This is a genomic window from Limnohabitans lacus (assembly GCF_030053395.1).
Lineage (GTDB): Bacteria > Pseudomonadota > Gammaproteobacteria > Burkholderiales > Burkholderiaceae_C > Limnohabitans_A > Limnohabitans_A lacus.
The window spans coordinates 50604-70809 of sequence record NZ_JASGBH010000001.1; the positions used below are offsets into that span (position 1 = coordinate 50604).

General features: G+C 62.4%; 21 protein-coding genes and 1 tRNA gene. 8 read left to right on the forward strand and 14 right to left on the reverse strand.

What is annotated here, in order from left to right:
* Positions 1-7 precede the first annotated feature (7 nt).
* The 3 genes from rimM to rplS all read left to right on the forward strand — a co-directional run bounded on the left by rimM (position 8) and on the right by rplS (position 1910).
* A complete protein-coding gene (gene rimM / locus QLQ16_RS00265) occupies positions 8-625 on the forward strand; it encodes a ribosome maturation factor RimM (protein ID WP_283222689.1) in 618 nt (205 codons plus the stop codon).
* Positions 626-653: 28 nt separating this feature from the next.
* Entirely contained in the window at positions 654-1406 is a 753-nt protein-coding gene (trmD, locus tag QLQ16_RS00270) for a tRNA (guanosine(37)-N1)-methyltransferase TrmD (protein ID WP_283222690.1), read from the forward strand.
* Between the two features lie 120 nt (positions 1407-1526).
* Positions 1527-1910, forward strand: coding sequence for a 50S ribosomal protein L19 (gene rplS, locus QLQ16_RS00275; protein ID WP_053174072.1), 384 nt, complete (start codon positions 1527-1529; stop codon positions 1908-1910).
* A gap of 159 nt (positions 1911-2069) precedes the next feature.
* Here rplS and QLQ16_RS00280 read toward each other — a convergent pair whose 3' ends face one another.
* Together QLQ16_RS00280 and orn are read right to left on the reverse strand one after the other, a co-directional pair.
* Positions 2070-4142 (reverse strand): DEAD/DEAH box helicase, encoded by a 2073-nt coding sequence (locus QLQ16_RS00280; protein WP_283222691.1) that lies wholly within the window; start codon positions 4140-4142, stop codon positions 2070-2072.
* Between the two features lie 265 nt (positions 4143-4407).
* Complete coding sequence (orn, locus tag QLQ16_RS00285) at positions 4408-4995, reverse strand: oligoribonuclease (RefSeq protein WP_283222692.1); 588 nt, start codon at positions 4993-4995, stop codon at positions 4408-4410.
* A gap of 239 nt (positions 4996-5234) precedes the next feature.
* Between orn and QLQ16_RS00290 the strand changes: the two genes are divergently transcribed.
* Positions 5235-6494, forward strand: coding sequence for a M48 family metallopeptidase (locus QLQ16_RS00290; protein ID WP_283222693.1), 1260 nt, complete (start codon positions 5235-5237; stop codon positions 6492-6494).
* Complete coding sequence (gene rsgA, locus QLQ16_RS00295; RefSeq protein WP_283222694.1) at positions 6491-7459, forward strand: ribosome small subunit-dependent GTPase A; 969 nt, start codon at positions 6491-6493, stop codon at positions 7457-7459. The genes QLQ16_RS00290 and rsgA overlap by 4 nt, the downstream gene beginning before the upstream one ends.
* 13 nt (positions 7460-7472) lie before the next feature.
* On the opposite strand, the gene QLQ16_RS00300 is transcribed toward rsgA, so the two are convergent.
* The gene (locus QLQ16_RS00300; RefSeq protein WP_283222695.1) at positions 7473-8435 is read right to left on the reverse strand and encodes a CobD/CbiB family protein; all 963 of its coding nucleotides are present in this window, start codon (positions 8433-8435) and stop codon (positions 7473-7475) included.
* Between the two features lie 7 nt (positions 8436-8442).
* Positions 8443-9171, reverse strand: coding sequence for a CoA pyrophosphatase (locus QLQ16_RS00305; protein ID WP_431310368.1), 729 nt, complete (start codon positions 9169-9171; stop codon positions 8443-8445).
* Between the two features lie 56 nt (positions 9172-9227).
* On the opposite strand from QLQ16_RS00305, the gene QLQ16_RS00310 reads away from it, so the two are divergent.
* From QLQ16_RS00310 to QLQ16_RS00320, 3 genes are all read left to right on the forward strand, one after another.
* Entirely contained in the window at positions 9228-9962 is a 735-nt protein-coding gene (locus QLQ16_RS00310; RefSeq protein ID WP_283222697.1) for a MipA/OmpV family protein, read from the forward strand.
* Positions 9963-10077: 115 nt separating this feature from the next.
* The gene (locus tag QLQ16_RS00315; RefSeq protein ID WP_283222698.1) at positions 10078-10968 is read left to right on the forward strand and encodes a hypothetical protein; all 891 of its coding nucleotides are present in this window, start codon (positions 10078-10080) and stop codon (positions 10966-10968) included.
* Between the two features lie 140 nt (positions 10969-11108).
* Positions 11109-11591 (forward strand): DUF4148 domain-containing protein, encoded by a 483-nt coding sequence (locus tag QLQ16_RS00320; protein ID WP_283222699.1) that lies wholly within the window; start codon positions 11109-11111, stop codon positions 11589-11591.
* Positions 11592-11626: 35 nt separating this feature from the next.
* On the opposite strand, the gene QLQ16_RS00325 is transcribed toward QLQ16_RS00320, so the two are convergent.
* The 10 genes from QLQ16_RS00325 to pepN form a co-directional block, all read right to left on the reverse strand.
* On the reverse strand, positions 11627-12097 hold the full coding sequence (locus tag QLQ16_RS00325; RefSeq protein ID WP_283222700.1) for a type II toxin-antitoxin system VapC family toxin: 471 nt from the start codon (positions 12095-12097) through the stop codon (positions 11627-11629).
* Positions 12098-12106: 9 nt separating this feature from the next.
* Positions 12107-12337, reverse strand: a complete 231-nt coding sequence (locus QLQ16_RS00330) for a ribbon-helix-helix domain-containing protein (protein WP_283222701.1) — start codon at positions 12335-12337, stop codon at positions 12107-12109.
* Between the two features lie 80 nt (positions 12338-12417).
* Complete coding sequence (gene cho, locus QLQ16_RS00335) at positions 12418-13284, reverse strand: excinuclease Cho (protein WP_283222702.1); 867 nt, start codon at positions 13282-13284, stop codon at positions 12418-12420.
* Between the two features lie 18 nt (positions 13285-13302).
* Positions 13303-14616, reverse strand: a complete 1314-nt coding sequence (locus QLQ16_RS00340) for a Y-family DNA polymerase (protein WP_283222703.1) — start codon at positions 14614-14616, stop codon at positions 13303-13305.
* 1 nt (position 14617) lies between these two features.
* Positions 14618-15049 carry a LexA family protein gene (locus tag QLQ16_RS00345; protein ID WP_283222704.1) on the reverse strand — a complete coding sequence of 144 codons (432 nt, stop codon included), beginning with the start codon at positions 15047-15049 and terminating at the stop codon, positions 14618-14620.
* A gap of 112 nt (positions 15050-15161) precedes the next feature.
* Positions 15162-15851: an SOS response-associated peptidase gene (locus QLQ16_RS00350; protein WP_283222705.1), complete on the reverse strand. Its 690-nt coding sequence runs from the start codon at positions 15849-15851 to the stop codon at positions 15162-15164.
* Between the two features lie 13 nt (positions 15852-15864).
* Positions 15865-16266, reverse strand: a complete 402-nt coding sequence (locus QLQ16_RS00355) for a 5-fold beta-flower protein (RefSeq protein WP_283222706.1) — start codon at positions 16264-16266, stop codon at positions 15865-15867.
* Positions 16267-16362: 96 nt separating this feature from the next.
* Positions 16363-16438: transfer RNA gene (locus QLQ16_RS00360), tRNA-Thr, on the reverse strand.
* A 15-nt stretch (positions 16439-16453) separates the two neighbouring features.
* On the reverse strand, positions 16454-17458 hold the full coding sequence (locus QLQ16_RS00365; RefSeq protein ID WP_283222707.1) for a class 1 fructose-bisphosphatase: 1005 nt from the start codon (positions 17456-17458) through the stop codon (positions 16454-16456).
* Positions 17459-17493: 35 nt separating this feature from the next.
* Positions 17494-20196, reverse strand: coding sequence for an aminopeptidase N (gene pepN / locus QLQ16_RS00370; RefSeq protein WP_283222708.1), 2703 nt, complete (start codon positions 20194-20196; stop codon positions 17494-17496).
* Positions 20197-20206: the final 10 nt, after the last annotated feature.

Consider the following 20206-nt stretch of genomic DNA (forward strand, 5'->3'; position numbering starts at 1 on the left):
GTCGGTCATGCGCCCACCTTTGGAGACGGCGGCACTGCCCGCTGACGCCATCGAAGTCGGGCGCATTGCCGATGCCTGGGGCATCAAAGGCTGGTTCAAGGTCTTGCCCCACAGCGCCTCGCCCGAGGCGCTTTTTTCTTCCAAGCGCTGGTTTTTGTTGCCGCCCGATCGGCCCATGAAACCCAAGCGCCCCACGGAAGCCGCAGCCGCCAAGTCTGAAGCCGCTGCATGGACAGAACCTTTGCTCTTGCGCATCAAGGAGTCCAAAGACCATTCCGACACCATCGTGGCCACGGCCCACGACATCGACGACCGCAATGCCGCCGAAGCCTTGCGGGGTGCCCGCATTTTTGTGCCGCGCTCCAGCTTTCCCAGTGCCGCCGAAGGCGAGTATTACTGGGTGGACCTCATCGGCCTGCAAGTGGTCAACCGCGAAGGTGTGGCCCTGGGCGAGGTGCGTGACCTCATGTCCACCGGCCCCCAAACCGTGCTGGTGATCGAAGCGGCCCCCGAAGCGGAGGGTGGCAAGCCTGTCGAGCGCATGATCCCCTTTGTGAGCGCATTTGTGGACGGCGTCGATTTGCCGGCCAAGCGCATCACCGTAGACTGGCAGCCCGACTACTGATCGGCCCCGGCCGTGGAGGGCCACATCCATGCGCTTTGACATCATCACGCTGTTCCCCGAATTGTTTGCACCGCTGCTCACCAGCGGCATCACCCGCCGTGCCTACGAAGGCGGCTTGGTCGATGTGCGCTTGTGGAACCCACGCGACCACGCCGAAGGCAACTACCGTCGGGTGGACGACCGCTCTTTTGGCGGTGGCCCCGGCATGGTCATGCTGGCCGAGCCCTTGTTCAAAACCCTCAGCGCCATCCGTGCCGATCGCAACGAGGCCGAGCCTGCGCCCTTGGTGCTGTTCTCGCCCATTGGGCAGGCCCTGAACCACAACGCTGTGGCGACATGGTCGCAAAGCGCAGGCGCAGTGCTGCTGTGCGGCCGCTACGAAGGCGTGGACCAACGCTTCATTGACCAGCATGTGGATCAGCAAATCAGCCTGGGCGACTTTGTGCTCTCGGGTGGCGAAATCGCGGCCATGGCGCTGCTCGATGCCGTCGCCCGTTTGCAGCCCGGCGTGCTGAACGACGAAGGTAGCCACCAGCTCGACAGCTTCAACCCCGCGCTGGACGGTTTGCTCGACAGCCCGCACTACACGCGACCCGAAGTGTGGCAAGGCCACGCCGTGCCCCCCGAGCTGATGTCGGGGCACCACGCCCACATCGAGCGCTGGCGACGCGAGCAAAGCCTGCGCCTGACGGCCTTGCATCGCCCCGAATTGCTGGCACAGGCCCGGGCTGAAGGCCGCCTGACTCGGCAGGACGAGACCTTTTTGCAAAAAAAGCTATAATCAAGGGCTTTTCGATCCTCTACCCGCCGCGGTTTGGCTCCAGTTGTGCACTTGATGCACAGCGTTCACAGCGCAAAACGCCCCTTGTGTAGCGAGGCATGATCGGACGGAGTTCAAAAAATGAATTTGATTCAAACTCTTGAGCAGGAAGAAATTGCCCGTTTGGGTAAAGTGATTCCTGAATTTGCCCCCGGCGACACCGTGATTGTCAGCGTGAATGTGGTTGAAGGTACCCGCAAACGCGTCCAGGCTTACGAAGGCGTCGTGATTGCCAAGCGCAATCGTGGTCTGAACAGCGGCTTCACAGTGCGCAAGATCTCCAGCGGTGAAGGCGTGGAACGTACGTTCCAAACCTACAGCCCTTTGATCGCCAGCATCGAAGTCAAGCGTCGTGGTGATGTTCGCCGCGCCAAGCTGTACTACCTGCGCGATCGCAGCGGCAAGTCGGCACGTATCAAGGAAAAGTTGCCTCAGCGCAAAGCAGCCCCCGTGGCCGCCGCGTAAAGCCTTTTTCGAAGGTACAAAAAACCGCCCGGGTTCGCCCGAGGCGGTTTTTTTGCGCCTGTAGTTCAGGCCCCAAGGCCCACCCCCATGAAAAAAGGCCTTGCCGGTGAGGGCAAGGCCTTAGAAGGGGCAGGGCCGACAAGGGCCCTGAAGCGGTGTTTAGCCGCGTGTGATTTTCAGCACGCGGGTGCCACCGCGTTTGCCGTCACCACCGCCTGCGCCGCCTGCGTTGTGGGGCTTGAAGTTGCCGGCACCGAACTGCTTGGGGCCGCGGGCGAATTTGTCGCCAGCTGCACCGCGAGGTGCCGCGCCGCGTGGGGCATTGCGGCTGTCGCCACGGTCTTCCCAACGACCGCCTTGGCCACCTTGACGGCCTTCACCGCCACGTGCGTCCTGGCGTGGGGCGCCACGGTTCTCGCGGTCCCAAGGGTGTGCTGGGGCCGCTGCGCGCTGCTCGAAGCGGTCACCGCCACGGGGTGCATCGAATCGGGCATCGTTACGGCCATCTTTACGTGGGTCAAAGCGGGGCTCGAAACGGGGTTGCTCATCGCGGAAGTTGCCGCGTGGTGCCCGGTTGTCAAAGCCGCCGCCATCACGGTCACGGTTGCCGCCAAAGTCACGGCCACCGCCGCCAGAGCGGCCACGGAAACCACCGCCGGCGTTGGCGTAGTTGCGCTCGCCACCAAAGCGGTCACCGCCTCGGCCCATGGGCTTGCGTGCTTCGGGCATGCGAGCTTTAGGCTCCATGCCTGGGATCACTTCGGCCTTGAAAGGCTGGCGTGTGTAGGACTCGATGTCACCAATCTTGCGGCGGTCACGGATTTCGGCAAAGGTCACGGCCAAACCATCGCGACCCGCACGGCCTGTACGGCCGATGCGGTGGGTGTAGTCCTCTGCCTTCATCGGCAAGCCGAAGTTGAATACGTGGGTGATGGTGGGCACGTCAATGCCGCGTGCAGCCACGTCGGTGGCCACCAGAATTTGAACTTGACCGTTGCGCAAGGCCATCAGGCGGCGGTTGCGCATGCCTTGGCTCAGGGCGCCGTGCAGAGCGACAGCGGAGAAGCCGTCTTGCTGCAGGTCGGTGGCCAGGCCATCGCACTCGATTTGGGTGCTGGCAAACACGATCGCTTGGTCGATGGTGGTATCACGCAGCCAGTGGTCGAGCAGCTGGCGCTTGTGTTGCGCGTTGTCCGCCCAGAACAGCACCTGCTTGATGTTGTTGTGCTTTTCTTGTGGGTTGTCGATCTGGATTTTCTGGACCGAAGAACCACCGTCGTGCATCACGCGCATGGCCAGTTGCTGAATGCGCGGTGCAAAGGTGGCACTGAACATCATGGTCTGGCGACGCTGGCTGGTCATGTCGTTGATGTCGGCCAAGTCGTCCGAGAAGCCCAGGTCGAGCATGCGGTCGGCTTCGTCCACCACCAGGAACTGCACTTGGTCCAGCTTGATTTGCATGGAGCGCTGCAGGTCCAGCAAACGGCCAGGGGTGGCCACCACCAAGTTGGCGTTTTGCAACTTGGCAATTTGCAACTGGTAAGGAATGCCACCGACCACGTTGGCCACGCGCAGACCGCGTGTGTGCTTGACCAGCTCAATGGCGTCGTGCGCCACTTGCTGGGCCAGCTCGCGTGTAGGGCACAGGATCAGGGCGCCGGGTACAGCCGCCTTGAAGTTGCGTGGGTTGGTGGGGTCTTTGCGTTTGGCACGCTTGGGAGCGGGTTCGCCCTTGGCGGCGGCATCGGCGCAAGCTTGTTCGAACTCGGCTCGCTCAGCGGCTTCTTGCTCGGCCATTTGCTGGATCAAGGTGTGCAGCACAGGCAGCAAGAAGGCGGCGGTTTTGCCACTGCCGGTTTGGCTGGAGACCATCAGGTCGCTGTAGCCGTTGGACAAGCCGTCTTTGGAGCCGCCTGCTGTGGGCAGTGCCAAAGGAATGGCGCGCAATTGCACCGCGGTCGGTTGGGTGTAGCCCAGGTCGGCCACGGCTTGCACCAGCTCAGGGGCCAGGCCCAGCTCCACGAAACCGTTGGGCACATCGGCGACGGCTTCTTCTTGGGCCTCTTCAGTTGTGGCTTCAAGCGCCACTTCAGGGGTAATTTCGGCCGCAGCAGCGACCATGATTTCAGTGGCCAAATTGCTCGATGCGGTCTGGGCAGACGATTCGGCGGAAATGGATGTGTTTTCGGCAGACGACAAGTCGTTCTGCACTGTGTTCAAAGTGTCAGTCATTTTTTGTAGATAAAACTCGCACGGAACAACGGCCGCAAACAGGAAAGCTGTTGCATTTGGCCGCAGGCACCGCAAGGTTGAAAAAACATCAACCATCAAACGGTGCTCGCGAGTGGCGCTGGGCATGGAGCCTGGCCGCTGTGAGTGACCCTATCGTTGGGTCAAGGCATGAAGGGAGATGTAAGAAACGCTGCACATGTTGCGCAGCGAGCCCACGATTATGACACGGTTCTCGAAAAGGCGCTAGGGTTTTCCCTGAAAACGCTCACAACTTGATGAAATGCTCGCGGTAATGCGCCAATTCGTCGATGGATTCGTGCACATCGGCCAGGGCGGTGTGCTTTTGCTGCTTCTTGAAAGTCGAGTACACCTCGGGCTTCCATCGGCGAGACAACTCCTTGAGGGTGCTCACGTCCAGGTTGCGGTAGTGAAAGAACGCCTCCAGCTTGGGCATGAACTTGACCAAAAAGCGGCGGTCCTGGCTGATGGTGTTGCCGCACAGGGGCGACGCGCCTTTGGGCAGGTATTTTTTCAAAAAGGTGAGGATCTGCTCTTCGGCGTCGGCTTCGCTGGTGGTGGAGGCTTTGACCTTGGCGATCAAGCCGCTCTTGCCGTGCGTGCCCTTGTTCCAGGCGTCCATCTTGTTCAGCAACGCGTCGCTTTGGTGGATCACCAGCACCGGGCCTTCGATGCGAGGCGTCAGGTGCGGGCCGGTCACGATCACGGCGATTTCGAGCAGGCGCTCTTTTTCAGGGTCCAGGCCCGTCATTTCGCAATCGATCCAGACCAGGTTCTGGTCAGACTTGGCCAATTCGGCCACTTCGGGGGCGGTGGTGGTGTTCACTTCAGACATGGCTCGATTGTCGCTGAAGCCGAAAGGCAGGTCGGTGGCTTCAGCCCCGACATGGCGCATCTGCTGATCGCGCAAGCGTCGGACCTGAAGGTGCCGACCTACGGGGAAGGGTAGGGCAGGTCAGGGGATGGGTAGGTCGGCGGCTTCAGCCCCGACATAGGGCCTCTGCAGATTGCTCAAGCGTTGGACCTGAAGGTGCCGACCTGCGGGTTATGGGGGCGGCTCCTACAATAGGCCGGATGAATGCCTCTCTTTCTTTGGCCGTGACCCTGGTGGTGGCTCTGTTGGCGCATGTGGCGCTCAAGTCTTGGCTCAATGCGCGGCAGGTGCGGCACGTGTCGCGTCACCGCGCTGCGGTGCCTGCCGCCTATGCCGACACCGTCTCACTGGCCGATCACCACAAGGCTGCGGACTACACCCTGGCCAAAGCCAAACTCGCGCAAATCGACATCGCCCTCGATGCCGCTGTCCTGCTGGGCTGGACCTTGCTGGGCGGACTCGATGCACTCAACCAAGTGCTGCTGGATGCCATGGGTCCTGGCATGGCGCAGCAAATTGCCCTGGTGCTGGCCTTCACTTTGGTGGGCGGCTTGATCGGTTTGCCCTTGTCGCTGGTGCAAACCTTTGGCGTGGAGCAGCGCTTTGGCTTCAACAAAATCACCCCCGCTTTGTGGCTGGCTGACATGGCCAAAGGCCTGGTGTTGGGACTGGTCTTGGGCGTGCCCTTGCTGTGGCTCATGCTCTGGCTCATGCAAGCCGGCGGCAGTCTGTGGTGGCTGTGGGCTTGGGCGGCCTTGGTGGGTTGGCAACTTTTCCTCATGGCCATTGCCCCCAATGTGATCATGCCGCTGTTCAACAAATTCACGCCCCTTGAAGACGAGTCGCTCAAAGCCCGTGTGCAGTCGCTGATGCAACGCGCAGGCTTCACGGCCAAAGGCTTTTTTGTCATGGACGGCAGCCGTCGCTCGGCCCACTCCAACGCTTTCTTCACCGGCTTTGGCGCCAGCAAGCGCGTGGTGTTTTTTGACACGCTGCTCAAGCAACTGAGCCCGTCCGAGATGGAAGCCGTGCTGGCCCACGAGCTGGGCCACTTCAAGCACAAGCACATCGTCAAGATGATGCTCACCAGCTTTGCACTCACGCTGGCCGGGCTGGCCTTGCTGGGCTGGCTCATGCAGCAAGTGTGGTTCTACACGGGCCTGGGCGTAGCGCCCAGCCTGACCGGCAGCAACAACGCCTTGGCCTTGGTGCTGTTCATGTTGGTCACGCCTGTGTTCACTTTGTTCTTTGCGCCTGTGTCGTCCTGGCGCTCGCGCCAGCAAGAGTTTGAAGCCGATGCCTACGCGGTCGCGCAGACGCCTGGGCAAGACCTCGCTTCGGCCTTGCTCAAGCTGTACCAAGACAACGCCTCGACTCTCACGCCCGATCCGCTGTATGTGAAGTTTTATTACTCGCACCCACCGGCCAGCGAACGCTTGGCCCGGATGCAGGCGGCATGAGCAAACCCAAGCAACGCCCAGCCGCGCCTGATGCGGCAGTGCTCGAGCCGGGCTTGGTGGTGGCCACCTATGGCCGCCACTGCCTGGTCGAAACTCCCGAAGGCCGCCGCCTGATTTGCCACCCGCGTGGCAAGAAGAACCAAGTGGTGGTGGGCGACCAAGTGCTCTGGCAAATCGCGGGCGACGAAGGCAGCATCGAAAAACTGCAAGCGCGCCGCAACCTGTTTTACCGGCAAGACGAAATCCGCACCAAGTCCTTCGCGGCCAACCTGGACCGCGTGCTGATCCTGATCGCGGCCGACCCTGAATATTCCGAAAGCCAGCTCGCGCGCGCCCTGGTGGCCGCCGAGGCCGAACGCATCACGCCCATCATCGCGCTCAACAAAAGCGATCTGGCCCAGCCCTTCGCGCAAGCCTGGGAGCGCCTGGCCCCTTACCGGGCCATGGGCTACAGCGTGGTGCCCGTCAGCCTGAGCCCGCGCAGCCCCGTGGCCGACGATGGCGTGGCCGCACTGTGCGAACACCTCACGGGCCACACCACCTTGGTGCTGGGGCCATCGGGCAGTGGCAAGAGTACCCTCATCAACCGTTTGGTGCCCGACGCACAAGTGGAAACTGGCGAAATCTCGCAAGCCCTGAACTCGGGTAAACACACCACCACCAGCACACGTTGGTATTGGGTGCCCAGTTTGGACCGCAGCGAGGCCCGCACCGCCTTGATCGACTCACCGGGCTTTCAGGAGTTTGGTCTGCACCACATCGAGCCGACCCGTTTGGCCGATTGCATGCCCGATTTGCGCCGCTACCTGGGTGGCTGCAAGTTCTACAACTGCACGCATTTGCACGAGCCCGGTTGCGCCGTGCTGGCGCAGGTCGAAGGCGAGCAAAGCGCAGGCACCATCAGTGCCCGCCGCCACCGCATTTATGCGCAGTTGTTTGAAGAGTTGAGCCAGCAGCGCTGGTGAAAGGCCAGGGCGCTCAGCCCACCAGCTTGGCCATGGTCAGCAAGGCCACCAAGACCAGCCACATGATCACGGTGCGCCAGACCAGGCCGACCACCTGAGCAAAGTGCGCCACCTCGGGCGTGCGGCCAGGGGTGCTGCTGCCGCCTGTGGTGGCTTCGGCCTCAGGCTCGTCGGCCCCCTGCAAGGCCGCGCCGCCCAAACGGATGTTGATCGCACCGGCCGTGGCCGCCAAGATCACGCCGTCGTTGTCGTCCGGGAAGTTTTGCGCATGGTTGCGCCAGCCGTCCATCGCGTCTTCAAAGCTGCCCACGATGGCAAAGCCCAAAGCCGTCATGCGCGAAGGCAGCCAGTCCAGCGCCCGCCAAGCACTGGCGGCCACGTCTTGCAACACCGGGCTGGTCACCGAGCCGTCGGTGGTTTCTTGTAGCCAGCGCTGACGGGCAAAGTCGGTCAGGCGATAGACCACGGCCCCCAGCGGCCCCAGGCCAATGACGGACAACACCGCATACCAAAAGAACACGCCAAACACATGGCGGTGCGCCGCCAAGATGGAGTACTCGATGGCGTGGCGCACGATCTCGCTGCGCGGGATCTGACCTACTTGAACCTGCTGCCACTCGGCCAGCAGTTCTCGGGCCTTGGTTTCGTCGCCATCGTCCAGCGCCTCGCGGATGGCGGTGAAGTGGTGGCTGAACTGCCGAAAGCCCAAAGTCACATACAGCAGCGCCACATTCCACAGCACCGCAAACACCCAGCCCAAGCCCCATTCCAAAGACCAGTGCACCAGCATGGCCAGCAGTGCGGGCGTGACGATGGTGATGCCCCACGTTACCCAAGCTTGGTTGCGCAGGCCTGCATCAAAGGTGCGGGCCACCCAAGAGGCCCAGTGGCCGACCCATTGGTAGATCAGGTTATGGGGCAGCAGTGGGCGAGCTTGCTCGATCACCAGGGCCAACAAAATGGAAAAAAAGCTCATGCTCGAATCACCCCGCAGGATGGGCCATTAATAAACGGTAAAAGTTGCGCAGCATCGCCGCCGTCGCCCCCCAAATATAGCGCTCCACCTGGGCCTGTTCGCCCGAGTCGGTGCGGATGTTTTCCAGGTACGGCATCGAAAACCATTGCCGTTCGGCGCCTTGCCACTGCATGCGGTGCTGGCGGTGGTTGGCCGGGTCCATCAAAAAGGCCAGAGGCACCTCGAACACCGCATCCACCTCATCCGGGTTGGCCTGCAGTTCCAAATCAGGCGAGACCAAGGCGATCACCGGCGTCACCCAAAACGCGCTGCCCGTGATGTACTGCGGCAGCTGGCCAATCACCTGCACATGGCGCGGGTGCAGACCCACTTCTTCGTGGGCTTCGCGCAAGGCGGTGGCCTGCACATCGGCGTCTTCGGCGTCCACCTTGCCGCCCGGAAACGCGATCTGTCCCGAATGCGTGGACAGGTGCGCGGTGCGCTGCGTCAACAACACCGTGGGGCCTTCCTCATCGCGCATCACGATGGGCACCAGCACCGCCGCCTCGGCCGGGGCGCGGCTGGAAAACTGGGGCTCGCGCACCACCTCGGGCGTCCAGACCCGTTCTTGCGCGAAGCGCTGGCGCAAGGCTTGCGGCTGCAACTGCGCCCAGGGCACAGCGGGCAGGTCGTGGTCCACCCGGTGGATCGGGGCGGCGCGGGGGTCGATGGACGGAGGTTTAGACACAGCGCCCAGTTATACCCGACCTGCCCAGCCCCTTGCGGCACAATCGCGGCAGGAGAGACACCACCATGAAACACACACTCTGGGCCTTGCTGGCCATCGGCGCCGCTGCACAAGCGCAGACCGCTTTTTCGGATCACTTTGTGGGCGAGGCTGGCGGCATGCTGGTGGGCGCACAGCCCGTGGTGCAAGGCGCCAGCGGCTCCGTCAGTGCATTGCCTTATGTCTTTGGCAACTGGGGCCGGTTTTATGCGCGTGTGGACACCTTGGGCGTCAAGACCTTGCCCTTGGCCGAAGGTCACCTGGAGCTGGCTGCCCGCGTGAGCACCGAAGGCTTCAAGGCCCGCAAAACCGACTTTGCCAGCGCAGGCGACCGCTCGGCGCCCGTGCCAGTGGGCTTGGGCACCTTCCAGCGCACACCCGTGGGCGGCGTGTTTGCTTACGTTTTTCACGACACCACTTCGGGCGGCCAACTGCTGGAGCTGACTTGGGCTGGCCGCGTGGCCTTGGGCGGCGCCACCTTGTACCCGCAGCTGGGCCTGGAGCGCCGCAGCGCCGCCTATGTGCAGCACTTGTATGGCGTGAGCGCTGCGCAAGCCTCGGTGGGCTTGCCCGCGTACCAGGCCGGTGCTTCTACGGTGCCAGTGGTGTCATTGCACGCCACGGTGCCCCTGCAAGGGCCGTGGGCCTTGCAGCTGCAAGGCCGCTACCGCGCCTGGGACAGCGCGGTGCGCAACAGCCCGTTGGTGGACCGGGCTTCTCAAGTGACGGGTTACGCCGCGCTGACCTACAGCTGGAAGTGATGCAGCCTACGCGCAAGCCCTGAGCATTGGCAGGGGGCAGTCAGCCGCCGTAGAATGAGGCCCGCTGCAATTTTTTTAGCAGCGTTATGGTCTCTTTTTACATTTAGGTTTATTCATGAAGCGCGAATATTTTTCCCAAGGCCCCCGTTCCGATCGCCGTTTTGCCGAGCAACGCAGCGGCACCTGCATGGCCCTGATCGATGGCCGTTTTTTGATCTGGATGGCCCAGCAAGGCGCTGTCGGCACCACCGGTGAATCCGTCAACCGCCAAGGGCTGCTCAGCCTCTTGTCGCAAGCCTTGGCGCACTCCGGCCTCGACGTCGATCTGCGCCGCATCTACTGGTACAGCGACCGCTCGGACGGCCTGGTCATCGACGACCAGATCGTTCGTTTGGTGCAAGCGCATGACGCAGATGGCGGCGCATCGCTGCTGCGTTCGCTGGGCCACGATCTGAAGCAACTGGCCGAGCACCACGCCTGCGACCACGTGCTGGTGGCCAGCGACGACGAACGCTTTTTGGCCACCATCGACGAAGCCCAGCTCAGCGGGCTGAGCGTGCACCTCTTGGCCGACGAATCGGCCCGCAACATGCCGCAAATGGTCCGCACCGACCCGGGTTGGGCCCGTCTGCTGGCCCAAGCCGACCGCCGCGTGGTGGTCAACTCGCAAGCCCTGGCCGACATGCTGCAAGGCAAGGTCCCCACCGGTATGGGCTTGGCGCTGGAAGACGTCGAAGAGCTGCGCAAATCCATGCACGAAGTCGTCAGCGCCTGGTGGGACGAAGAGCCCGAAGACCTGCGCGAAGACCTCAAAGATGCCTTGCAAATCAGCCGTGGCATCCCGCAAGAAGTGGACCGCCAACTGCTGCTGCGCATGCGCCAGCGCTTGGCCCGCGCCTTGAGCCTGCCCGAAAAGAAAATGCTGCGCGAAACCCTGCGCAATGTGGTGACTGGCCCTGCCGTCCAGCCAGCCTTAGAGGGCTTGCCGCCCGATGCTGATGAATAAGCCGACAGGTTGACTTGCAAAAATTGCCGCTCTTGAGCGGCTTTTTTGTGGGCGAGAGCTGTGTGCGCCAACCCACTGTCTGCAAGAATGCGCATTGATAAATTGGGCTTCCGATCCATTCCGTTTCAAAGGAAGCCCACATGCGCCACTCCAAAATCATTGCCCCCATCCTCATGAGTTTTTTGACCGCTTTGTTCTCCAACGCCTTTGCGCAAGACGCTGCAGGCGGCAAAACCCGCGAGCAAGTCAAAGCCGAACTCAAAGAAGCCCAGCGCACCGGCAACATGCCTTGTGGCGACGATTCGGGCCGAACCCTGCGCGAGGCGAACCCGTCACGCTATCCGGCCGCACCTGGCGCCAAGCCCAAGAGCCGCGAACAAGTCAAAGCCGAACTTGAAGAAGCCAAGCGCACGGGCGATGTGATGTGTGCCAATGAAATGGGCATGAAAGAGCGCGAAGCCAACCCCAGCAAATACCCCGCGCAGGCCAAAGGCCCGAACAAAACACGCACACAAGTCAAAGCAGAGCTGGAAGAAGCCAAGCGCCTGGGCAACATTCCGGCCGATGGCGAGACCGGCATGACCATGCGCGAGAAATACCCCAACCGTTACCCCGCCAAGTGAGGCCAAGCACTGGACGCCAAGTCCGGTGCGCGTCTTCAAACCGCCGTCTTGGCATCAGCCGTTTCGGCGGCATCTCCTGATCCGATACCACCGGCCGTGGCATTGTCTGAATGCCAGCTGATCCACTGCAAGCCTGGCACACGAGAAAACTCCCGCACATTGCGGGTCACCAAGGTCGCTTGGTGACGTAAGGCGCTTGCCGCGATCAAGGTGTCATGCGGGCCGATGGGGGTGCCTGCTGCTTCCAAAGTCACGCGAATGCGGGCCGCATGTGCGGCGCACTCGGCATCAAAAGGCAGCACCTGCATGGGGCGTAAAAATTGCGCCAAGGCCGCCAACCTGGGCGTTGCGGCTTCTTGCGGCAAACGCAGCAAGCCATAACGCAGCTCATATTCCACAATCGCCGGCACACCCAAGTCGGCCGGGCGCACGGCCTGCAATCGTGGCACCACCTGCGGGTCACCGCGAAAGTAATAACTGATGGTGTTGCTGTCCAGAATCAGCATGGTGATCCCTCAAAAACCCAAGCGCGGCACATCGGCCGGTTGGGCTGTGGCGGTGTCCTCACGCAAAGGGAAATCGGCAAAACGCCCGGCCAGCGCCAAACAGTCTTGCGGCCAATCGTGCGCCGCATACGTGCGAATGATGTCTGCCACCCAACGGCTTTTGGACACACCATTGGCCTTGGCCGCCTGTTCTACCAAGGCCTGCGTCGCATCGTCCAGATAAAGCGTGATTTGTGACATGGTGGACCTCTTGTGGCTGAGCAAGTATATGTGCAAGTATATGTGGTTTTTGGAGCGCATGCACTTGCGGTGCCGTCGCCTCACAACACCATGATCTCCACGCTCTGCGTGAGCACAGGCCGGCACAGGATCTTGTAGCCGTCGGCATCAAAGCCTGCCGCCACGGTGGACAGTTGGCGGGCCTCATCGGGGGTGGTGGCGCTGCCCAGGTAGCACCAGTGGTGGATCACGTGAATTTGCGTGAACGCCTCGTCGCGCTCGACCAGGCCGATCGCGCCCGCATAAGGCCAGCACGCCACCTGCAAGCCCAGCAAGCTGGTGAACAAACGCGTGCGGTGGGCGTCTGGGCTTTCATCGCCACGGCACACGCCCGCGCATTGGCGAATGGCCGACCTGAAGCACGCTTTGCCTGGCGGCAACTTCTCCAGCCCCAGCGGGCCGTAGCACAGCTTGTTTGCATCGGCCACGGCCCGCAGCGCATCCAGGGCGGCATGGCGGCTGGCAAACAAGCCGTACAAATCGGGCGCGGTCGCAAAGTCAATGTCCTTGGAATACACCACCTCGGGCACATCGCCGCGCATTTGCAGGCTGCACAGCTGTTTGTTGCGGCGCAGCTTCTGGTTGAACAGCGGATGCTGCGCCTTGATCATCTGCGCCTCCAGCAGCAAGGCCCCGATCTCGCCAGCTGTGCGGATGTGCGAGATGTGCCGCGTCTGGCGCAGCATGCGGGCCTCGTCCGGTGTGCGCAGGTGCGACAGCAAACGCGCACGGATGTTCACGCTTTTGCCGATGTACAGCGGCAAATCACCCGCCTCACCATGGAAGGTGTAAACCCCCGCACCCGTGGGCGCGTCCTCGATGGCTTCGCGCAAATGCTGCGGGTATTCGTAAACGCGGCTTGCCTCGAAATCGTCGCGGCGACGGCGTGGAGCAATGGACGGCGGCATGGAGCTGGTTGGGTCGATTCAGGGCAACAGGTCATTATTGACGCACAACAACCCACCCCAATCCGTCGTAAACCCCGACGACAAGCGCTCCTGTTTCATGCTCCAGGCCCTGTGCCTGCCTGCGGTGCCTGCGCTGGCCAGGTGCAGGGTTCCGCGTCCAAATCGTTGGTTCACTTCGTCCATGGCTTGCATCAGGCGGGTGCGGTTTTCGGGCATGTCGTTGTCCAGGTCCAGCGTCAGTTGTTGCCGGGTGGCCGGCTGCAGGTCCATCAGCATCACGCCGGCTTTGGCGTACTTGAATCCCGGCCGGTAGATGTGTTTCAGGATCGCGTTCGCGGCCTGCGTGATGTGGGCGCTGTCGCTGGTGGGCGTGGGCAGGGGGATGCTTGCGCTGCGGCTGTATTGCGGGTCTTTTTCGCGGAACGGGCTGGTGCGGATGAAGGCCATGATCTGGCCGGTGTGGCTGCGTTGTTTGCGCAGTTTTTCTGCGGCACGGCACGCGAATTCGGTGATGGCTTCTTGCAGGTCGTGCAGTTCGGTGATGGGCTGGCCAAAGGATCGCGTGCATGCGATTTGTTGTTTGGCCGGGGGCTCGTCTTCAAACTCGATGCAGGGCACGCCGTTGAGTTCGCGCACGGTTTTTTCAAGGACCACCGACCAGCCCGCTTTGGCGGCTGCCGGGCTCATGCGTTGCAGGTCCAGCGCGGTGTGCACGCCTTGCGCTCGCAGTTGGGCGCCGATCTTGCGACCCACGCCCCACACATCGCCCACTTCGGTGGCTTGCAGCAGGGCTTGCAGTTCTTGCGGGCTGCACGCGCCCAAGTGGCAGATTTGCGCGTGGTGCGCGGGGTAGCTGCCGGGCTTGCGCTCGGCGCTTTTGGCGATGGCGTTGGCTAATTTTGCGAGGGTCTTGGTGGGGCCAATGCCGATGCATGTCGGGATGCCGATCCACTGGTGGATGCGCCTGCGGATGGTGCGGGCGCGGCGCACCAAATCACCCGGTATGCCGCTCAGGTCGATGAAGCTTTCATCGATTGAATAGACCTCTTGCATGTGGCCCAGGCCTGCGGCCAGCGTCATCATGCGGTCGCTCATGTCGCCATACAGCGCGAAGTTGGCCGACAGGGCGACGAGCCCGGCTTCTTCTTCCAAGTGCCGGATCTTGAACCACGGTGCGCCCATCTTGATGCCCAGCGCTTTGGCTTCGTCGCTGCGGGCGATGGCGCAGCCGTCGTTGTTGCTCAGCACGACCACTGGGCGGTTTTTGAGGCGCGGTTGAAACACGCGTTCGCAGCTGCAATAAAAGTTGTTGCCGTCGACCAGGGCGAGCATGTCAGGTGCCGTGCTGCACGATGCTGGCGACCACGACGCCCCACACCTCAATCGTTTGGCCTTCGCTGGGCACGATGTCGGCAAAGTCGGGATTGGCCGCGACCAGGCGAAAGCCGTCGGCACCGGTCTGCAGGGTCTTGCAGGTGAAGTCGCCGTCGACCACGGCGATCACGATGTGACCGCTCTCAGGCTGGATGGCTTTGTCCACCAGCACGACCGAGCCGTCCATGATGCCCGCGTCGCGCATGGACTGGCCGCTCACGCGCAGCATGAAGGTGGCCTGCGGATGCTTGATCAGCTGGTGCATCAGGTCGATGCGCTCGACTTGGTGGTCTTCGGCGGGGCTGGGGAAACCGGCTTGCACGCTGGCCGGTAATGCGTTGACCAGGAGCGGTCCGGGGGGCAGGGGCTGGGGGGTGGAGAGGTGGGGCATGGTGTCGCCAGTACTGTATAAATTAACAGTATACTGGCGGCGTCAGCAATTTGCAGTTGCCTGATTTGCTCTCTGCATTGGCCCCTCTGCCGCAAGGTCGAGGGGCTTTTTTTCAAAGCAAATGCGCTTGTTGGGGCCCCTGTGCTTCCCTATTCGCTGTCATGTCCGCCACCAGCCCGTCCGCAGGCCACGCCCGCAAAAATTCCCCACGCTCACCCGCACCGGCCTGCAACCAGTCGTCGTAGCGCTCAGGCGGCAAGATCACCACCGAGCGTTTCTCATCCTGCGGTTTGTGAAAGTTGCGCATGAACGGGTGTTCGTCGGCGTTGATGGTCAGCATCGTGAAGCTGTGCACCGTCTCGCCTTCGGGTGATCGCCATTGCGCCCACAAGCCGGCCAGGCCCATGGGTTCGCCGTTGGTCAGGGTGATGCGGGTGGGCACGGCTTTGCCGCTGCGCCAGTCGGGCTCAAAGAAGGATTGCACCGGGATGATGCAGTGCTGGCCACGTTTCCAGGCGTCGCGGAAGCTGGGCTTTTCGGCCACGGTTTCGTTGCGGGCGTTGTAGGTGTGGCGGGCGATCTTATCGTCTTTGGACCAATGCGGGATCAGGCCAAAGCTGCCGAGAAGCGCTTCTCGCTCGGGTACCGCGTCATCGCCCGCATCGGCATGGGGGTGGCGGCGAATGAAGTTGCTCACGTAGCCCGGCCACACATCGCGCCGGGCCAGCTCGCTGGGCAGGTCGATGCCGAAGTGCTTTTTGAGCAGGGCTTTGTCGTGGGGGGATTCGTAGTGGGCGCACATGGCAACACGCCGCTCACATGAAGAAATAAAAGTACACGATCATCTGCATGCGGCGCAGGCCATCGGTGCGGCCGATCTGTCGGCCAGAAGGGTCATAGATCCGATCGCCATCCAGGCGCCCCATCAACGAACCCGAAGCGCTGTACAGCCGCTCGCCATCGATCCTGCCAATCTGCCGACCCGATGCGCTGTAGACCCTGTCCCCATCGATGCGCCCCAGCTGCCGCCCCGAAGCATCGTAGACGCGCTCGCCATCCACACGCCCGATCTGCTGGCCCGACGCGCTGTAAAACCGCTCGGCATCGACCCGGCCCAACTGCCGCCCGCTGCTGTCGTACATGCGTTGGGCCAAGGCGCTGCTCAGGCCCAAGGCCAAGAGCAGCAGGGCGGTCATAAGTCGGATGGGGTGGTGCATGTTCGAACCTCTGAATTTGTAAAGAGTCGGATTGACGACATGACTTTTCAAAACAAAAAAGGGTCAGCAGACCTAGACCTGCTGACCCTGATGTGTTGGTGCCGGAGAGATGAATCGAACACCCGACCTTCTCATTACGAATGAGCTGCTCTACCGACTGAGCTACACCGGCTAACCTTTAAAAAAATTATACCTTCGCGTGGTAGCTGGTCACGCGTTCAACTTCGTTTTTGGAGCCGAGCATGACGCTCACGCGTTCGTGCAGTTGGCTCGGTTGCAGGTCCAGGATGCGGGTCTTGCCGTTGGTGGAGGCGCCACCGGCTTGTTCGATCAGCCAGCTCATGGGGTTGGCTTCGTACATCAGGCGCAGCTTGCCGGCTTTGTGCGGCTCACGCTTGTCCCAGGGGTACATGAACACGCCGCCACGGGTCAGGATGCGGTGCACGTCGGCCACCATGCTGGCGATCCAGCGCATGTTGAAGTCTTTGCCGCGTGGGCCTTCTTTGCCTTGCAGGCATTCGTCGATGTAGCGGCGCACGGGCTCGTCCCAGTGGCGCATATTGCTCATGTTGATGGCGAACTCTTTGGTGTCGGCAGGCACTTGCACGTTTTCTTGTGTGAGCACGAAAGAGCCTTGCTCGCGGTCCAGCGTGAACATGCTCACGCCGTCGCCCACCGTCAGCACCAAGGTGGTCTGTGGGCCATACACGCAGTAGCCTGCGGCCACTTGCTGGTGGCCCGGTTGCAAGAAGTCTTGCTCGGTCACGCCTTGGTCGCCTTCGGGCTTTTTGAGCACGCTGAAGATGGTGCCGATGCTGACGTTGACGTCGATGTTGGACGAGCCGTCCAAAGGATCGAACAGCAAGAGGTATTCGCCTTGCGGGTAACGGTTGGGCACCAGGTAGATGCTGTCCATTTCTTCGGAGGCCATGGCCGCCAGGTGGCCGCCCCATTCGTTGGCTTCGAGCAGCACTTCGTTGGCGATGATGTCGAGTTTTTTCTGGACTTCGCCTTGCACGTTTTCGCTTTCGGCGCTGCCCAGCACGCCGCCCAAAGCGCCTTTGTTGACGGCGTGGCTGATGCTTTTGCAGGCGCGGGCCACCACTTCGAGCAGCAGGCGCAGGTCAGCCGGGATGTGGCCTTTGTCGCGTTGCTGCTCCACCAGGTAGCGGGAGAGGGAGATTTTGCTCATGGGGTTTCCTTGGATTCGGTTCAAGCGATGACGGCTCAAGCGGCGTTCAGTGCACGGCTGATGACTTCGCGCACGTCGTTGCTGAGGTCGGCTTTGGCGGCCACGCGTTCGATGGCCACTTGGGCCGCGCTGCGGTAGGGCTCGGCCAGGCGGCTCCAGCGGTCCATGGCGCGGGCCAGGCGGGCGGCCACTTGCGGGTTGATGGCGTCCAGCGCCAGCACCTGCTCGCTCCAGTACACATAGCCTGCCGCGTCGGCACGGTGAAAAGCTGCGGGGTTGGCGCTGCAGTAGCTGAAAATCAGGCTGCGGGCGCGGTTGGGGTTGCGCAGGCTGAAGTCGGCGTGTTGCATCAGCTGGCGCACACGCGGCAGCACGTCGCCAGCGCGGTCGGGCGCACCGGCTTGCAGGGCAAACCATTTGTCGATGACCAGGGCTTCGTGTTGGAACAGTTTGTGGAACAGCGCCAACGCGTCGTGCGCCAAGGCGTGACCGCTGACCACCAGGGCCGACAGCGCGTTGAAGCGGTCGGTCATGTTGCTGGCGTCTTTGAACTGTTGGTACACGCGGCCCGGCGTCACGGCATCGCCGGTCTGCACTGCGGCGATGCACAGCATGTTCATGGCCAGACCGGCCAGGGCGCGGCGGCCGCTGGACAGGGCATCGGGCGAGTAAGCGCCGTTGTTTTTGTGTGCGTCCCAGGCCCATTGCCAGTCGGCTTGCAAAGCAGTGGCCAGTTGCAGGCGCATGGCTTCGCGCACCGCGTGCACGCGCTGTGGGTCCACCATGCTCAGCTGGTCGGCGATGTAGTTCTCGGACGGCAGGGTGAGCGCCAGGTCTTTGAAGGCGGCGTCCAGCTCGGGGTGGCGCAGCACGTTGCGCAGCGCAGCGACCAACTCGTCGGACAGCACGGGGCCAGCGCTGTCTTGCGTCAGGGCTTGCACTGCGCTTTGCAGCATCAGGCGTTGACCGGCTTCCCATTGGTTGAAGGGGTCGCTGTCGTGGGCCAGCAAGCACAGCAGCTCGGCGGTGCTCAGGCCATCATCCAGCACCACCGGGGCGCTGAAACCGCGCAGCAGCGAGGGCACGGGTTCGCTGTCGATGTTGACAAAGGTGTAGCTGGCGCTGGCTTCGGTCAGCACCAGGGTTTGCTGGGGCAACACGTCAGCGCTGCCGGCTTGCTGCAAAGCCAGGGCCTGGCCGTCGCGCGACAACAGGCCCAGCGTGACGGGGATCACGAAGGGCTTTTTGCTGGCCTGGTCGGGCGTGGCAGGGCAGCTCTGGGACAGCGTCAGGGTGTAGCTGCGCTCGGCGGCGTTGTAGGCGCCATGCGCTTGCAGGCGGGGTGTCCCCGCTTGGCTGTACCAGCGCTTGAAGGTGCTCAGGTTTTGCGCCAGGGCCGAGCCGGGGTTGGCGTCGGCAATGGCTTGCGCAAAATCGTCGCAGGTCACGGCTTGGCCATCGTGGCGCTCGAAGTAGAGCTTCATGCCCTTGGCAAACCCGTCGCGGCCCTGCAGGTCAGCGGGGCTGGCCACCAGGGTTTGCATCATGCGAACGACTTCGGAGCCTTTTTCGTAGATGGTGACGGTGTAGAAGTTGTTGATCTCAACATAGCTGTCGGGGCGCACGGGGTGGGCCATGGGGCCGGCGTCTTCGGCAAACTGCACGGTGCGCAAGACGCGCACGTCTTCGATGCGCTTGACGGCGCGGGCGCTGGCAACCCCTGCCATGTCCTGGCTGAATTCTTGGTCGCGGAAAACCGTCAGGCCTTCTTTCAGCGAGAGCTGGAACCAGTCGCGGCAGGTGATGCGGTTGCCGGTCCAGTTGTGAAAATACTCGTGGCCGACGACGGATTCGATGTTGCCGAAATCCAGGTCGGTGGCGGTGGCGGGGTTGGCCAGCACGAACTTGGTGTTGAAGATGTTCAGGCCCTTGTTTTCCATCGCGCCCATGTTGAAGTCGCTGGTGGCGACGATCATGAAGCGTTCCAGGTCCAGCGGCAGGCCAAAGCGGGCCTCGTCCCAAGCCACGCTGGCCATGAGCGAGTTCATCGCGTGTTCGGTCTTGTCCAGGTCGCCAGGGCGCACAAACACCTGCAACAAATGCTCGGTGCCGCTTCGGCTGACGATGCGCTGCTCGCGAGCCACCAGTTGACCGGCCACGAGGGCGAACAGGTAGCAGGGCTTTTTGTGCGGGTCGACCCACTTGGCAAAGTGGCGCCCGTCGTCCAAGGCGCCTTGCTCGACCAAGTTGCCGTTGGAAAGCAGCACAGGGTACTTGGCCTTGTCGGCACGCAGCGTGACGGTGTAGCTGGCCATCACGTCTGGGCGGTCCAGGAAATAGGTGATGCGGCGGAAACCCTCGGCCTCGCACTGCGTGAAGAACGAGTCGTTGCTGACGTACAGGCCCATCAGCTGGGTGTTCTTCTCGGGGTTGCAGGTGGTGAAGATTTCCAAGTCGAAAGGCTCATGGCCTTCGGGCAGGTTTTCCAGCACCAGCTGCGCACCGTCCATCTTGAACGAGGTGCCGCCACCGTTGACCAGCACGCGGGCCAGGTTCAGGTCTTCGCCATCCAGACGCAGCGGCTGGGCCGCCACATCGGGGTTGCGGCGCAGGCGCATCTTGTTCAGGACGCGGGTTTTGGCCGGGTCCAGATCAAAGGTCAAATCGACGGTGTCGATCCAAAAGGCCGGGGCGGCATAAGCCTCCCGTTGGATCGCGGTGGGTTGTCCTTCACGCATCACTAACTCC

Excerpts from the sequence above, each read along its gene's own strand:
- rsgA (WP_283222694.1), top strand. The coding sequence starts at position 6,491 with ATGAGCAAACCCAAGCAACGCCCAGCCGCGCCTGATGCGGCAGTGCTC.
- QLQ16_RS00290 (WP_283222693.1), top strand. The coding sequence starts at position 5,235 with ATGAATGCCTCTCTTTCTTTGGCCGTGACCCTGGTGGTGGCTCTGTTG.
- orn (WP_283222692.1), bottom strand. The coding sequence starts at position 4,995 with ATGTCTGAAGTGAACACCACCACCGCCCCCGAAGTGGCCGAATTGGCC.
- QLQ16_RS00340 (WP_283222703.1), bottom strand. The coding sequence starts at position 14,616 with ATGCTCGCCCTGGTCGACGGCAACAACTTTTATTGCAGCTGCGAACGC.
- QLQ16_RS00280 (WP_283222691.1), bottom strand. The coding sequence starts at position 4,142 with ATGACTGACACTTTGAACACAGTGCAGAACGACTTGTCGTCTGCCGAA.
- rimM (WP_283222689.1), top strand. The coding sequence starts at position 8 with ATGCGCCCACCTTTGGAGACGGCGGCACTGCCCGCTGACGCCATCGAA.
- pepN (WP_283222708.1), bottom strand. The coding sequence starts at position 20,196 with ATGCGTGAAGGACAACCCACCGCGATCCAACGGGAGGCTTATGCCGCC.
- QLQ16_RS00330 (WP_283222701.1), bottom strand. The coding sequence starts at position 12,337 with ATGTCACAAATCACGCTTTATCTGGACGATGCGACGCAGGCCTTGGTA.
- QLQ16_RS00355 (WP_283222706.1), bottom strand. The coding sequence starts at position 16,266 with ATGCACCACCCCATCCGACTTATGACCGCCCTGCTGCTCTTGGCCTTG.
- QLQ16_RS00315 (WP_283222698.1), top strand. The coding sequence starts at position 10,078 with ATGAAGCGCGAATATTTTTCCCAAGGCCCCCGTTCCGATCGCCGTTTT.
- trmD (WP_283222690.1), top strand. The coding sequence starts at position 654 with ATGCGCTTTGACATCATCACGCTGTTCCCCGAATTGTTTGCACCGCTG.
- QLQ16_RS00300 (WP_283222695.1), bottom strand. The coding sequence starts at position 8,435 with ATGAGCTTTTTTTCCATTTTGTTGGCCCTGGTGATCGAGCAAGCTCGC.
- QLQ16_RS00320 (WP_283222699.1), top strand. The coding sequence starts at position 11,109 with ATGCGCCACTCCAAAATCATTGCCCCCATCCTCATGAGTTTTTTGACC.
- QLQ16_RS00325 (WP_283222700.1), bottom strand. The coding sequence starts at position 12,097 with ATGCTGATTCTGGACAGCAACACCATCAGTTATTACTTTCGCGGTGAC.
- QLQ16_RS00350 (WP_283222705.1), bottom strand. The coding sequence starts at position 15,851 with ATGTGCGCCCACTACGAATCCCCCCACGACAAAGCCCTGCTCAAAAAG.
- QLQ16_RS00345 (WP_283222704.1), bottom strand. The coding sequence starts at position 15,049 with ATGCCCCACCTCTCCACCCCCCAGCCCCTGCCCCCCGGACCGCTCCTG.
- cho (WP_283222702.1), bottom strand. The coding sequence starts at position 13,284 with ATGCCGCCGTCCATTGCTCCACGCCGTCGCCGCGACGATTTCGAGGCA.
- QLQ16_RS00310 (WP_283222697.1), top strand. The coding sequence starts at position 9,228 with ATGAAACACACACTCTGGGCCTTGCTGGCCATCGGCGCCGCTGCACAA.
- rplS (WP_053174072.1), top strand. The coding sequence starts at position 1,527 with ATGAATTTGATTCAAACTCTTGAGCAGGAAGAAATTGCCCGTTTGGGT.
- QLQ16_RS00365 (WP_283222707.1), bottom strand. The coding sequence starts at position 17,458 with ATGAGCAAAATCTCCCTCTCCCGCTACCTGGTGGAGCAGCAACGCGAC.